This is a genomic window from Archangium violaceum (assembly GCF_016887565.1).
In the GTDB taxonomy this organism is placed as follows: domain Bacteria; phylum Myxococcota; class Myxococcia; order Myxococcales; family Myxococcaceae; genus Archangium; species Archangium violaceum_B.
This window is the reverse complement of sequence record NZ_CP069396.1, coordinates 6,985,273-6,999,529: the sequence shown is the minus strand read 5'-3', so window position 1 is coordinate 6,999,529 and position 14,257 is coordinate 6,985,273. Positions and strand designations below refer to the sequence as shown.

Below are 14,257 nucleotides of genomic sequence, written 5' to 3'. Positions count from 1 at the left end.
CCAGCCGCCCCCGGAGGGTCCTTCGTTCACCGCGTCCCGCCGCTCAGCCCGGCACCTGCTCGGAGATGATGGGCTCGGGCATGCCCCGCGGGCGGTTGCCGAACCGGGTGCGGATGACCGCGCCGAAGGCCACCAGCGTCGCCAGCGTCAGCACCAGGGGTCCCAGCACCGGGATGTTGCCCACCACCAGCAGGAGCAGCAGCCCCAGGGCCAGCACCATCGCCTGCGTCTTGCGGCCGCGCATCACCGGCAGCTTCATGCCGATCTCACTCGCCACCGCCGCGAAGCCCAGCGCCGTCGTCAGGAAGGCCACCACCCACAGGGCCACCACCACCGGGATGCCGATCAGCGTCACCGTGAGCACCACGGTGATGGGCACCATCGCCAGCATGCCCAGGAACCCCACCACGCCGCTCTTCATCGGCTGCGCCCGGATCTCCGAGCCCAGCTCCTTCATCCGCGTCGGCAGGAAGAGCTGCCCCAGGAAGCCCGTGCCGAAGAGCATGGCGAACCACACCAGGAAGGCCGCGAAGTCGTTGTCATTGCGATCCTCGCGCTCGACGCGGGAGGACTTCTTCACATCCTTGAGGTTCTCCTTGATCTCTCCCGCCACCATGCGGCCGATGTTGGCGCCGCCGAAGGACTCGGTGCTGCCCTCCACCTTCGCCCCATCCTGCTTGATGACGGCGCCGCCGAAGGACGAGACGTCTCCCTCCACCACCGCGCCCGGGCCGAGCACCACGTTGCCGCCGAAGGCGTGCGCATCACCCTCCACGTGGCCGGTGATCTCCAGGTTGCCGCCGAAGACGACCGCGTCGTCCTCCACGTGCCCCTTCACCGTCAGGTTGCCGCCGTAGACGACGGCGCTGTCCACCGACTCGCCCTCCTTCACCTCCAGCGAGCGTCCACGCGCCACCATGTCGTGCGAGCCACGGGAGCGCCGCACCTCCCGCATCTTGTTGCGCACGCGCTCCTTCACCTCGTCCTCGTCCACGGCGCTCTCGACCGCCTTCGCCACCTCATCCACCATGTCCGCGGGATCCGGCGGCGGCGCGATGGCCGGAGCCGGTGGTGGGACCGGCGGACCGCTCGGAACCGGGGGCGTGGGCGCGGCGGGAGCCACCACGACGGACTGGGCCTTCTCCTCGGCCGTCAGGGGGCGCAGGGTGTAGATGCCGTTGTCCTGCTCCATCTTCAGCGAGTAGGCGCGGGCCACCGTGCGAAGGGCCTGCTCGGCGCCGACGTTCTTCAGGCGGACCTCGGCGGGCGAGTCCAGGTCGCCGGTGACCACCACGTTGAGGCCACCCTCCTCGGCGATCTTCTGGATCGCATCGCGCAGGGAGCCGCGGAACTGGACGTCGATGGTGTCCTGGGCGCGGGCCTCCTGGGCCTCGGGGGCCTGGGTCTGGGCCAGCGCGAGGGGGGAGGCGAGGAGGAGGGCGGGAAGCAGCAGGCGCTTGGAGATCTTCATGGCGACACTCACGCTTCGGAGGGGGTAGGGCCGTTGCCGGCCAGTCGCTTGATGCCGAACAGGGTGGAGAAGAGGAGGGCGGCGAGCAGGCCCGCGACGGGGCCCGCCGCGGTGTGCCACAAGGCATGGGCGCCACTGAGCAGCGCTTCGACGAAGGCCTTGCCGTCCACCAGGAAGCGGGCCAGGCCGGTGCCGGCCCCGCTCAGGGCCGTGTCGTTGGTGATCAGCACCCCGAGTCCCGCCAGGAGCGAGATCCCCAGGATGGACAGACCCGTCCACAGCTCGCGGCGCACGGGCGCGGGCTCGGAGGCCACGCGCGCCATCACCTTGTGCACCAGGTCCGGCGGAGGGAGCGGATCCGCCAGCCGGTACAGGTCCTTCTCCAGCAGCCGGTGCTCCTCGATGATGGCGGTGCACAGCGGGCAGAGCTTCGCGTGCTCCATGGCGGGGCCGTGCTCGCCGGACTCCAGCTCGGTGAAGAGCACCTCGAGGTCCGGGCACTCGATCGACGTGGGCATCATGTCGGCTCCTCCGGGCTCATCTTCTTGCGGAGCTTCTCCCGGGCCCGGAACAGGCGCGCCATGATGGTGCCCGGCGCGCAGCCCAGGACCTGGGCGATCTCCTTGGTGGTGCGCTTCTGCACGTAGTAGAGCGCCAGCACCTCCCGGTCGTCAGCGGACAGGGTGGCCAGGGCCGCCTCCAGCGACTGGTGCTCCTGGCGGGCGATGGCGCCGTCCTCGAGGGAGGCCTCTCCACTGGGGAGGAGCTCGCTCATCGGCTCGAGCTCCTCCGTCTTCACCTTGGTGCGCCGGCGCAGCAGGTCCAGGCACAGGTTGCGGGTGATGGCCATCACCCACAGGTCGAAGGGGCGGGACTCGTCGTACTTGTGGAGGTTCTGGTAGGCGCGCAGGAAGGCCTCCTGGGAGACCTCGGCGGCCTCGGCCTCGTTGCTCAGCAGGCGCAGCGCCAGACCGTAGACGGGGCGTTGCACGCTGCGTACGAGCGACTCGAAGGCCGAGGGGTCCCCGCGCCGGGCGGCCAGTACATCGGCCTTCCAGGGCGGGGCGGCGGAGTCATCGGCCACCAGCATGCCGATGGCCCGGGCGAGGTCCGCGACGTCTGCTGCGTTGAGGGCGAGAGCGTTCACGCCCTGGTCTACGGAGCATGTGTCCCCTGATTGCACCGCCGGGGAAATCGGCGGGCCGGCTCACTTCTTCTTCCGTGATTCCGGGCGCTTGGCCGCCTGCTCGCGCCGTGCCTTTTCCTTGGCGTCCTTCTTCTGGCGCTGGCTCTCGCGGAAGCCGAGGGTCGGGGTGGGCCTGGCCTCGGTGGTCTCCCGGGTCCGCACGCGCTTGTCGGGAGCGGTGGGGGCCTCGGGAGCCGGGCTCCGCCTGGCCGTACCCCTGGCCCCAGGCGCGCCCTTGGGCACGGAACCCCCCCTGCTGGCATCCCGGAGGGGGGGCGTGGGAGCGGGGGCCTTGCGGGGACCCCGGGGAGCATAGGCGGTGTCGGCCGCCTCCCCATCCTGGTCCTCGACGGGAGCCCGCCAGGAGTCGCGGATCTGCTGGGCGCTCTCCTCCTGATACTCGAAGTGAAAGAGCCGCTTGATGACGAGCGTGGCGTAGGCGCCGGGGGGCAGGGTGAAGGCGATGTTGACCTTGTACTCGCCCCGGTTCAGCTCATCGTTCTGGACGCGGCCGATGACGAGCTTGTGGGGGAGGACGACGGTGGGGCGCTCCTCGTGCTTGAAGTAGAGCATCCGCGGGGCCTCCTTGATGCGGAGGTCCTCCAGGGACAGCTTCTCGCGTCCGAGCACCCAGTCCACGGCCTCCTTCACCTTCGGATCCTCGATGCGGGTGTCCGGGGCGAGCAGGGGGAAGGTGGACTCGCGCAGGACGCGGAGCACCTCGGGGTCCGCGTCGCGGTAGAAGAGGAGGGTGCCGGCCTGGTACTTCAGGGGGAAGAGGTGCTCGCGGGGCAGCAGCAGCTGGAGGTAGCGCCGCACGCCCTCGTTCCAGAGGTAGCTCTGGTAGGTGAAGAGCAGCATGGCGCGGTAGGACGCGTCGATCTGCAGGAAGGCGCGCAGGTAGTCGCCGGGGTGCTCGCGCAGGGACTTGAGGATGCGGTGGTACTTCTTGCTGCCCTCGAAGGGCACGCGCGCGTCCCACCGGCCCCAGTTGTCGCGCCAGAAGCTCTTCACCTTGGCGTCCTCGGTCCGGTCCAGCTCCGAGGGCTTGGCCAGGTAGTTGCGCAGCGCGGCCTCGAAGTCGCCGCGGATGAGATCCTTGGCGATGAAGCCCTGGCCGTGCTTGAGCGAGCCGAAGCGCTGGCTGTCGAAGTAGTTCACCACGCCCAGGCGGTTGACCTCGGCGGCGGCCACGTTGAGGAAGCCGACGGACGTCTCGGACAGCGAGCGCACGGTGACGGCGAAGCGGTTGGAGGTGATGTTGGCGGCCGACAGGGCCTTGTCCGAGCGCCCCAGGTACTTCAGGCGCAGGTCGGGCTCCTGCATGTCCACGTCCGCCCCGTCCACCGCGATGAGCTGCTCGGTGCGGCCCTGCTTGTCCTTCAGGCCGCAGTAGGAGATGGAGCCTGGCTTGAGGCCGAAGGCGTCGCGGATGCGGTCCGCCGCGTCGAAGGTGGACAGCTTCTGCTTGTCCATCAGGTAGACGCGGTAGCGACCGCTCGGCACCTCGTCGAAGCGGTACGACTCCTTGACGGAGAAATCTTCGGGTCTCTGCTTGATTCGCACGAGGCTCCCTTAACAGCCAGAGCCGCCTCAGAGGAAGGAGCGATTGGCCGGGGGCCTGACAACCGGACACCCGGCGGCGTAACGTCCCGGTCCGCCATGCGATTGCTCCTCCTGTTCGCCCTGCTGACCGCCACCGGGTGCGCCACCACGATGTCCACCCTGCAGACGGGCAAGCCGCTCGCCCGGGGGCAGCTCCAGGTGTCGGGCGCCATGGGCGTCTTCGCTCCGGTGGGCCAGCTCGCCACCGTCATCGACCAGGGGATCAAACAGGGCAAGGCCATCAAGAACACCATCGATTCGGGCGAGCCCTACCATCTGGCCGAGGAGGATGCCCAGAAGCTGCTCGGCGTGGGGCTGGCGCTGGCGGTGGCCCCGCCGGGCACCAGCAACGAGCTGATGATCCGCACCGGTCTGCTCGAGTCCAACGCCCTGGATCTGGGACTGCGGCTGAGCACCAGCTCCGTCCGGTTCGACACCAAGGTGCGCCTGCTGCACGCCGGAGATCCGGAGGACGTCCCCATGGACGACATCCAGCGCAAGTCCTTCGACGTGGCGCTCGGCGCCGCCGTCTCCCGCCACCTCTTCAAGAGCCCCGTCCTGGAGGCGCTGGAGCTGGTGAAGATCGACGCCTTCTCGCGCTGGGACGTGGAGGTCCCCCTCTACATGAGCGTGGACCTCGGGGACATCTTCAAGCTGTACGCGGCGCCCAAGTACATCTACAGCCGCACGACGCTGGACCAGAAGCTGGTGGACTACTCGCGCGTCGGCCAGGACGTGACGGGCTTCGACATCGCGCTGCCCGCCCAGGTGTCCAGCCACTTCTACGGCGCCAGCGTGGGCTTCGCCCTTGGCTACAAGTACGTCCACCTCTACGCCGAGCTCACCGCCGGCTACACCGCCTGCCGCCCCGTCATCTTCGGCCAGCAGAGGGATCTGGGGGGGGTCACCCTCTACCCGGCCATTGGCATCGCTTTCAAGAATCCCACCCCGCTAGGCGCCATGCTGGCGCCGTCCACGCCTCCTGTCGTATCCCCGGTAAGCCCGGAAAGTCCGGTGTCGGTCCCCTGAGGTCGCCCCCCAGGCGGGCATGCGTCGCCGTTCCGGTGCCCGATTGCCTCTGGTAGTGTCCCGCCGTGACGTTGGAGTCCGGGCCGTCGAGGTCTCGCGCGTGAGTCAAGGTTCCACCCAATCCGCAAAGTCCGCTGGCCTCCGGGGTCCGCACCTCAAGGGACGGTTCCCGGATGGCTCGTCAGGGGATTTCCCGCTGGGAGATCTGACGACATTGGGTCGCCATCCCTCCAACACGGTGCGGCTGGTGGACCGGGAAGTCTCCAAGGAGCACGCCAGCATCGAGCGGATGGGGCGCGACTTCATCCTGCGAGATCTGGGCTCCTCCAACGGCACCTTCGTCAACGGGCGGCGCGTGGCGGAGCTGCGGCTGCGCGACGGGGATGAGATCACCCTGGGCGCCTCCAAGCTCGTCTTCCACGTCGGGGAACAGTCGAGCTCGTTCGCCCCGGTGGCGCAGCCGCCGGTGCCCACGGGGCCCCCGGCCAACCCGGGGCGTGCCGCGCCTCGCGTGACGGTGGTGGCGCAGTCGCACTCCATCCCCGCGTTCCTCGCGCAGATGGATCAGCAGGCGCCGCAGAACTTCCGGCCCGCCGAGCAGATCCAGGAGCTGGCCACCCTCAAGCGCGAGTACGAGAAGCTGCGCCTGGCCTACGAGTTCCACCGGCAGGTGAGCCAGCAGGGCAAACAGGCCGATCTCTTCGAGCAGATCCTCTCGGTGGCCTTCCAGCTGCTGGCGGCCGACCACGGCGTCATCCTCAAGCCGGTCGCGGATGGGCAGTTCACCGCGGTGGCGATGAAGCACCGGCAGGGCAGCCCGATGAACGTGATGGTGTCCGACACCGTGCTGCAGAAGGTGGTCGAGACGCACAAGGCGGTGCTCACCGCGGACGCCATCATCGACGAGCGCTTCTCCTCCTCGGAGAGCATCGTGGCCCAGGGCATCCGCTCGGCCATGGCCGTGCCGCTCTTGTCCAAGGGCCACCTGGAGGCGGTGCTGTTCCTGGACTCGCGCCAGCAGACCAACGCCTTCTCGGAGAAGGACCTGACGATCCTCTCGGGCATCGCGGCCCAGGCGGCCATCGCCCTGGAGAACGCGGCGCTGGGCGAGCAGATCCGCGCCGAGGCCATCACCCGCGCCGAGCTCAGCCGCTTCCTGTCACGGGCGGTGGCCGAGGCGGTGATCCGCGGCGAGACCGAGGACCTGCGGCAGAGCCGGCTGGCGGAAGTGACGTGCCTGTTCGCGGACATCCGCGGCTTCACCACCCTGTCGGAGAACGAGTCTCCGCAGGAGGTGGTGTCCATGCTCAACGAGTTCTTCACCCTGATGGCGGGCGTGGTGTTCCGCCACGAGGGGAACCTGGACAAGTTCATCGGCGACTGCGTGATGGCGGTGTGGGGTCCGCCCTCGCAGCACCCGGACGATCCGGCCCGCGCGCTGCGCGCCGCGCTGGAGATGCAGGACGCGGTGGAGGTGCTCAACGGCTCGCGGATGGCGGCGGGCAAGCCGCCCATCGAGGTGGGCATCGGCGTGAACACCGGCCAGGCCGTCGTGGGCTACATGGGTAGCACCGAGCGCCATGAGTTCACGGCGATCGGTGATACCGTGAACACGGCCTCGCGCCTGTGCGGGCTGGCCAAGGGGGGAGAGGTGGTGGCAACCGAGAGCACCGTCAGGAAGGCCGGCAACGGCTTCGAGGTCGCGCCCCTGCCCGTCACCCAGGTGAAGGGCAAGGAGAAGGGCGTTCAGCCGTACCTCGTGCTCGGGTGGGAGATCACCAACTCCAAGGCCTGATGAAGACCCAGAACTGTCCCAACTGCGCGCGTGCGCACGACGTGAGCGGGCTCGCGGACGGCCACGAGTTGCCGTGTGCCTGCGGGACCCGCTTCCCGGTGCGGGGGCTGGAGCGCTCGCCGGTGGCCTCCCTGGATGCCGGCGTGGATGCCACGGTGGTGCGCCCCTCGCTGCCGGTGGGGGGCTCGCCCGGGATGATGACCGGACCCGTGGCGGAGGGCTCGTTGGTCTCCACCGCGGTCGAGCTGCCGGGCTACGAGCTGGTGCGCGTGCTGGGCCGGGGCGGCATGGGCGAGGTGTGGCTGGCGCGGCAGAAGTCGCTGCGCCGCATGGTGGCGGTGAAGGTGCTGCCGCCGCGGCTGGCGAAGGATCCCGAGTTCGTCACGCGCTTCGACAAGGAGGCCACGGCGCTCGCGGCGCTCAACCACCCCAACATCGTGCAGATCATCGATCGCGGGGTGGCCGGAGAGCACTACTACTTCGTGATGGAGTACGTGGAGGGGCGCTCGCTGCGCGACGTGATGCGCGAGCTGTCGCCTTCCGAGGCCCTGCGCGTGGCGTTGCAGGTGGCGCGGGCCATCGAGAGCGCGCACGACAAGGACATCATCCACCGCGACCTGAAGCCGGAGAACATCCTGCTGGATGGGCGCGGGCACGTGAAGGTGGCGGACTTCGGCCTGGCGGGCATCCGCCGGCCGGACTCGCGGCTGCAACTCACCGCCACGGCGGTGGCCATGGGGACGATCAACTACATGGCCCCGGAGCAGCGCCGGGACGCGAAGAACGTGGATGGGCGGGCGGATCTGTTCTCGTTCGGCGTGGTGCTCTACGAGATGCTCACCGGCGAGCTGCCGGTGGGGCGCTTCAAGCTGCCGTCCGAGCGCGTGGAGGGGTTGGACGCGCGGGTGGACGACGTGGTGGCGCGGCTGTTGGAGAACGAGCCCGAGGCGCGCTACCTGAAGGCCGCCGAGGTGTGCCGGGAGCTGGAGTCGCTCGTGTCGAGCACCTCGCTGCCGCCGGGGATGGTGCAGCAGCACGAGGCCGAGCTGAGCCCGGTGCGCAGTCGGCTGAGGTCGGGCTGGCGCAAGGTGCGGGTGGTGCTCACGGTGCTGGGCGGGATGGTGGTGGTCTTCGCCGGAGCGAGACAGGTGCTGGGCCGCCCGGCGACCCTCTTCCAGTTCGGCGACAAGAAGGTGGTGCTCGGTACGTGGGGGCCGCGGTTGACGGACGCGGACAAGCCGTGGCCGGACAACACCGATGCGGACCTGTTCGTGTCCTCGTCGGTGGAGGAGCTGGCGGACGGGCGGGTGCGGTTGGGAGTGGACTTCGTGCAGGGCGAGGAGGAGCTGAACGCCCATGCGGGAACGTGGACGTTGGAGAACGGACAACTCCGCGCGATGCAGGGGGGCAACGAGGCCGGCGGTGGGCAGCTGATTCCGCGCGCGTACCTGTCCCACCGCTACTTCTCCAGTGACGACTTCTCCGCCGAGGCGCTGATGAGCGCGAGCCCGCTGGGCAAGGGCTACGCCGAGGAGCCGGACGCGCAGCACTACGCCGAGCTGTCCTTCCGGGACACGGGCCTGCAGGTGTCCGTGTACGCCATCCCCAACGCGGGCATGCGGCTGAGCTGGCGCTACACCGACGCGGGAGGGGAGGAAGTGGTGGGCAACAGCTCTCAGGAGGTGGAGAGCCTGGTGCAGGACGAGACGCCAGTGCCCGTGGGCCCCTTCCGCGTGAAGCTGCAGCTGAAGAAGAAGAAGAACGGCGTGGACGTGCAGGCCTACATCAGCGGCGCCTCCGAGCCCTTCGCGCGCAAGTTCCTGGAGGGCTTCCAGGGGCGTTCGGGGAAGGTGGCGGTGGGGTGCCGCAACCTGAGCTGCACCTTCGATGACTTGGTGGTGCGGGGCGTCCAGACGAAGAAGTCCGCGCACGACAAGGTGGCGGAAACCGAACAGGAGTGAGGAGAAGCACGTCCTCCGGGGCGGGTCCGTGTCCTGTGGCGCACGGGAGGACGGCCCTGGCGTGCCCTTGCCGGAGCCGGGTGGCGTCCGCACCTTTGGCCCGGGCACGGCCCGCCCGTGAGAGCCAGAAGAGCGGGCCGTGGTCCTGACTCCGGGCAGGGGGAGCCATGGACTTGCGGTTGGCATTTGCCCCGCTGTACGCGGCGGGGCTGGGTGCGCTGGTGCTGGCGGCGTTCACGTTCGGCCGCAAGGACGCACGTGCCTTCACGCCGCGCTGGCCGCTGGCCTGGTTCGGGCTGCTGGCGATGGTCTTCGCGCTCGTCGCGCTGCGCTATGGGGCCGGGCCGCTCATGTGGGCGGCGCCAGCGGTGCTGGGTGACGGAGTGGGCTTCGCGCTGCTGGTGGCCGCGGCGGGGCTGGCGGTGGTGGGCTCGCGCATTCGGGTGCGCGCGGACACGCTGAAGGCCGAGGCGCCTCGGAGTATCGACGAGGGCGTGGCGGCACTGCGCGAGGGATGCTCGCCGGGGTGGGGCGTCTACCGCGGACGGTTGGCGTCGAGCGATCAGGTGACGTCACCGGGCGGGGTGGTGTGCGCCTTCTACGAGGCGGAGCTGCGAGGCGTCATGCCGGACGGGAGCAAAGGTCCGCTGCTGTCGGTGGAGCGGGCGTACGCGCCGGTGCTGCTGGTGAAGGGTGAGCGGGCGGAGGCGTCGGTGTCCTTCTCGCCGAAGCTGCTGCTGGCCCCGAGTCGGATCCGCCGCTGTCAGATGGGCAAACCGCTGGCGGAGACGGGCACGGGGGTGCCAGCGGAGGGCCAGGCGGTGGAGGAGGCGCTGTCGTACGAGCGGGTGGGGAAGCTCGGCGAGGAGTGCCTGGTGGTGGGAGAGCTGCGCAAGGGCCCGGTGCCGGGAGTGTACGAGCTGCGAGGCAAGCAGGGCGGGCCGGCGCTGGTGCTACTGGGAAACGAGGGCGAGGGAACGGGCACAGTGCTGGCGCGCCGGGCGTGGCGGATGTTCGCCGCGGCCGGAGGACTCACGGTGGCCGCGGCCTGGGTGCTAGCGGGCTGAGCAAACACAAACAAAAGCTACGCGGCCGGAGCCGAGCCACGGCGGTAGTCCGCCGCCACTCGCTGCACGAGGGCGTACTCCGCGGGCATGTCCATCCCGTTCTCCACGGTGAGGGTCTGGACCCGGGCCACGATCTCCTCCGAGACCGCCTCGGGACGCCCGGCGTTGAAGGGGGGCTCGGGAGCGTATTCCATCGTGAGCTGGACGGTCTGCGCGATGGCCGGGTCGGCCAGCTCGGCCGCGAGCGTCAGTCCGAAGTCGATCCCCGCGGTGATGCCACCGCCCGTCACGACATGGCCGTCACGCACCACGCGGCCGGGATCCGGGATGGCGCCGAAGAGGGGCAGCAGGTCGCGCATGGACCAATGGCACGCCGCCCGCCGGCCCTCGAGCAGCCCCGCGGCGCCCAGGAGCAACGAGCCCGTGCACACGGACGTGACGTAGCGGGCCGTGGACGCCAACCGGCGGATCGCGTCCATGAAGATGCGGTCTTGCATCGCCTTCGCGACGAAACCGCCCGGCACACAGAGCACATCGCACCGCTCCAGGTCCTCCAACCGGGCTAGGGGAGCGAGGGTCAGGGAGCCCTCGCTGACCGGTTGCCCTCCCACGGAGGCGAAGATCTGCTTCACGCCGGGAATCATCGAGAACGCAGTCTGCGGCCCCATGAAATCCAGATACGTCACGCCCGGGAAGAGAGGAAAAACGATGACGAGGGATGAAGCCATTTCGCGGACTCCTTGTCTGGTTTTGACGGCTGCACTCTTTCCCGTCAGAGTCGTGACGGAAAGGACGTAGTTCCCTCGATTTCGGCCATGGTTCGAGACATTGGCTTTCTCGTCTTCCCCTCGTTCCAGATCCTGGACCTGACCGGACCGGTGTCCGTGTTCGAGGCGCCGACGATCCAATCCGAGGAACCCGGTCCCTACCGGATGCAGCTGCTGTCCGAGCACGGAGGCTCGATCGAGAGCTCCTCGGGCGTCACCATCATGACGCGACCGTTCGGCGAGACCCTGCCCGACACGCTCATGGTCGTGGGCGGGGCTGGAACCTTCGGGGCGATGGAATCGCCCGCGGTGCTGGACTTCCTGCGGGCCGCCGCGGCGTCATCACGGCGGGTCGCGAGCGTCTGTTCCGGCGCCTTCATCCTGGCCGCCGCGGGTCTGCTCGACGGCCGGCGCGCGACCACCCACTGGAGATTCGCGGCACAATTGCAGCGCCTCTTCCCCCGTGTCCGCGTCGACGCGGAGCCCATCTTCATCCAGGACGGCCCCATCTGGACGGCGGCGGGGGTCAGCTCCGGGATCGATCTCTCGCTCGCCCTGCTCGAAGAGGATCTCGGCCTCGAGGCCTCGCGCGCCGCGGCTCGCGATCTGGTGGTCTATCACCGCCGTCCAGGGGGCCAGTCCCAGTTCTCCACGCTGCTCGAGCTGGACCCGCCATCGGATCGCATCCGCCTGGCGCTGACCTTCGCACGCGAGCACCTTCATGAGCCCCTGAACGTCGAGCGGCTCGCCCAGGTGGCGTGCCTCAGCCCGCGTCAGTTCGGGCGGGCGTTCCTCGCCGAGACCGGACAGACTCCCGCCAAGGCGGTCGAGCAGCTCCGCGCCGAAGCGGCTCGGGTGCGCATCGAGACCAGCCTCGAACCCATCGAGCAGGTGGCTCGGGCGGTGGGCTTCTCCGATCCGGAGCGGATGCGCCGGGCCTTCCTCCGCGTCTTCGGGCAGCCGCCCCAGGCCATCCGGAGGGGGGCGCGGCGCTCCGGGGCGAGCCCGTGAAGACGGTACGGGATGGCCGCTCCGTCTCAATGGAGCTCCATCCCAAAGGTGGCCCGCTCCGGGGTGGGGTGCTGCTCGGCCAGACGCGGCAGGCGGACGCGCACGCGGGTCCCTTCTCCCTCCCGGCTCTCCAGCTCCATCCGGCCGCCGTGATGCAGGACGATGCCCCGCGACAGGTACAGCCCCAGGCCCATGCCGCCGCGGTCATGAGGCGTCCCCGCGTGGGCCCGGTAGAAGCGATCGAAGACGCGCTGTCGCCGATCCTCCGGGATGCCGATGCCCTCGTCGTGGATGGAGAGCTCCACCTCGTCTCCGTCCGGGGTGAGGGCCACCTCCACCGGGTACCCCTCGGGTGAGTAGCGCGCGGCGTTGTCCAACAGCTCGGTGAGCACCTGCGCCAGCCTCGCGCGATCCCCGAGCACCCGTGCTTCCGGCCCTGGCCGCACGTGCACCGGGTTGCCCGGGTGGAGGGTGGCGATGCGCGCGGCGGCGGCCTCCATCAGCTCGCGCAGCTCCACCACCTCCTTCTCGAAGTGCATCTGACCGAGGTGGAGCTGGGAGGCGTCCAGCAGCGTGCGGATGACCCGGTCCATCCGATTCACACCGCGGTTGATCCCCTCGAGTGCCCGGCGCAGCGAGGGCGTTGGCTTCTCCGTCCGCGAGGCGAGCTGGGCGAAGGACTTCATCACCGCCAACGGTGTCTTCATCTCGTGCGCGGCCATCCTCACGAAGTCGCCCTGGAGGCGCTCCAGCTCGACGGCCTGGGTGATGTCGCGCCACACCGACACGGCGGCGACGACCTGGCCCGACTCATTGCGGATGGGGGCGGCATTGAGCCGCACGGCGAGCTGCCGGTTGCGCTGGGGCGGGGAGAAGAGCAGGTCCGTGTCGTCCACCTGCTCGCCCCGCAGGGCCCGGGGCAGGGGCAGGTCGTCATAGGGAATGAGCTGCCCATCCAGGCTATGGATGGGGTAGAGGGCCTGGTACCCGGTATCCACCCGGTCCCCCTCGTATGAGGAGGTCCCGAAGAGCACCAGCGCGGCACGGTTGGCGAGGGTGATGTTGCCATCGGCGTCGGCCACGATGACGGCCTCGACCATGTTCTCGATGATGGCCTGGAGCTCCGCCGAGCGCTGCCGGACCTGGGCGAGCAGCCGCCGCCGCTCTTCCTCCCGCTGCTGGCGCTCGGTGAGCGTGCGGGCCAGGACCCGGGTCCGTTCCGAGCGGGCCATGGCCACGCCGCTGGCTCCCAGCCCCGCCCAGAGCACCACGCCCAGGGCCCCCACCAGCCACCGCTGGTGGCGCACGGCCGAGAAGAGCGTGGCCTCTCGCGTCGAGGCGAACACCTGCCAGCCGGCATTCGAGACGGGCACGTGGATGGTGTGCCGACCGCGATCCAGCCCGTGCTCGTGCTCCCAGGCGCGCAGGTTCTCGAGCGAGAGCTCGGAGATGCTCCGAATGGGGCTCCCGTGCTCGCGGGCCCAGGCGAAGAGTGAGCCCTCCTGGGGATGCGCGATGAGCACGCCGGCACGGCTGACGACATAGAAGCTCTCCGCGTCGGAGACGTTGGCCTGGCGGACCACCTCCTGAACCTGGGGGAGGCGGATGTCCACGCTCACTACCCCCCTCAACCGGCCCTGGTCATCGAAGAAGGCCCGCGTCAGGGACTCGTAGGTGCGTTGGTCCACCTCGAGGTAGGGCTCGGAGATGACGATGTCCCCAGGCAGCCTCCGTGCCTGTTCGTACCAGGGGCGACGAGGATAGTCGTAGGCGGGGTGGGACCATTCATAGGTGAGGACCGGGGGCCCCCCTCGCTCATCCTCGTTCCGGTGGATGTAGGGGCCCATGAGGCGCACCCCGGGCTTGAACTGGCCGGGTTCGAACCACACCCCGAGCCCATAGGCGGTGCGCTCCGGGGCGGAGGCGAGCACCCGGCGCAGCAACTCCTCGAGCTCGCGCTGCTCCCTGAGAGGGCCAGCGAGCGAGGCCAGTGTGTCCACGAGCTGCTTCGAGGCATGGAGCTGGGATTCCAGCTCGGAAGCCAGCTTGCTGGCACGGGCTGCCTGCTGAACGAGGGCCTCGCGCTCGTGTCCCTGGCGGGCCATCTGCTCGAACCTGAGCAGTCCGAGCGTGAGCACCACGCCCACCACCGTGGCCAGTACCAGGGCGAGCGAGAGCGACCGGCGCGCGGATGCCTCGTGGCGGTCGGTGGGGGGGCGGAGGGACTGAGGATGGGAGCGTGCGCGCTCCTGGTGGATGGGAGACAAGTCTCCTGATGGATGAGGACGGCAGAGAGGCCCGCCAAGGCACGAGCGAGGGCGGGGCCGATCGCGCGCCACGTTCCCCTCGGAGGGAGGGGCGGGAC

11 protein-coding genes are annotated in these 14,257 nt (G+C 69.7%); 5 read left to right on the top strand and 6 right to left on the bottom strand.

Annotated features, from left to right (window positions below; all coding sequences use genetic code 11):
• Positions 1-43 precede the first annotated feature (43 nt).
• The 4 genes from JRI60_RS28040 to truD all read right to left on the bottom strand — a co-directional run bounded on the left by JRI60_RS28040 (position 44) and on the right by truD (position 4,223).
• Complete coding sequence (locus tag JRI60_RS28040; RefSeq protein WP_204218948.1) at positions 44-1,471, bottom strand: polymer-forming cytoskeletal protein; 1,428 nt, start codon at positions 1,469-1,471, stop codon at positions 44-46.
• 8 nt (positions 1,472-1,479) lie between these two features.
• Entirely contained in the window at positions 1,480-1,992 is a 513-nt protein-coding gene (locus tag JRI60_RS28035; protein WP_204218947.1) for a hypothetical protein, read from the bottom strand.
• Entirely contained in the window at positions 1,989-2,561 is a 573-nt protein-coding gene (locus tag JRI60_RS28030) for an RNA polymerase sigma factor (RefSeq protein ID WP_204229124.1), read from the bottom strand. The genes JRI60_RS28035 and JRI60_RS28030 overlap by 4 nt, the downstream gene beginning before the upstream one ends.
• A 117-nt stretch (positions 2,562-2,678) precedes the next feature.
• Positions 2,679-4,223: a tRNA pseudouridine(13) synthase TruD gene (gene truD / locus JRI60_RS28025; RefSeq protein ID WP_204218946.1), complete on the bottom strand. Its 1,545-nt coding sequence runs from the start codon at positions 4,221-4,223 to the stop codon at positions 2,679-2,681.
• A 96-nt stretch (positions 4,224-4,319) separates the two neighbouring features.
• Here truD and JRI60_RS28020 point away from each other — a divergent pair, with 96 nt between their 5' ends.
• The 4 genes from JRI60_RS28020 to JRI60_RS28005 all read left to right on the top strand — a co-directional run bounded on the left by JRI60_RS28020 (position 4,320) and on the right by JRI60_RS28005 (position 10,114).
• Positions 4,320-5,291: a hypothetical protein gene (locus JRI60_RS28020; RefSeq protein WP_204218945.1), complete on the top strand. Its 972-nt coding sequence runs from the start codon at positions 4,320-4,322 to the stop codon at positions 5,289-5,291.
• 19 nt (positions 5,292-5,310) lie between these two features.
• Complete coding sequence (locus JRI60_RS28015; protein WP_204218944.1) at positions 5,311-7,086, top strand: adenylate/guanylate cyclase domain-containing protein; 1,776 nt, start codon at positions 5,311-5,313, stop codon at positions 7,084-7,086.
• On the top strand, positions 7,086-9,047 hold the full coding sequence (locus JRI60_RS28010; RefSeq protein ID WP_204218943.1) for a serine/threonine-protein kinase: 1,962 nt from the start codon (positions 7,086-7,088) through the stop codon (positions 9,045-9,047). The genes JRI60_RS28015 and JRI60_RS28010 overlap by 1 nt, the downstream gene beginning before the upstream one ends.
• Positions 9,048-9,214: 167 nt before the next feature.
• The gene (locus JRI60_RS28005) at positions 9,215-10,114 is read left to right on the top strand and encodes a hypothetical protein (protein WP_204218942.1); all 900 of its coding nucleotides are present in this window, start codon (positions 9,215-9,217) and stop codon (positions 10,112-10,114) included.
• A 17-nt stretch (positions 10,115-10,131) separates the two neighbouring features.
• On the opposite strand, the gene JRI60_RS28000 is transcribed toward JRI60_RS28005, so the two are convergent.
• On the bottom strand, positions 10,132-10,842 hold the full coding sequence (locus JRI60_RS28000; RefSeq protein WP_204218941.1) for a DJ-1/PfpI family protein: 711 nt from the start codon (positions 10,840-10,842) through the stop codon (positions 10,132-10,134).
• An 87-nt stretch (positions 10,843-10,929) separates the two neighbouring features.
• Between JRI60_RS28000 and JRI60_RS27995 the strand changes: the two genes are divergently transcribed.
• A complete protein-coding gene (locus JRI60_RS27995) occupies positions 10,930-11,892 on the top strand; it encodes a GlxA family transcriptional regulator (RefSeq protein WP_204218940.1) in 963 nt (320 codons plus the stop codon).
• 26 nt (positions 11,893-11,918) lie between these two features.
• On the opposite strand, the gene JRI60_RS27990 is transcribed toward JRI60_RS27995, so the two are convergent.
• Positions 11,919-14,159, bottom strand: a complete 2,241-nt coding sequence (locus JRI60_RS27990) for an ATP-binding protein (RefSeq protein ID WP_204218939.1) — start codon at positions 14,157-14,159, stop codon at positions 11,919-11,921.
• Positions 14,160-14,257 lie beyond the last annotated feature (98 nt).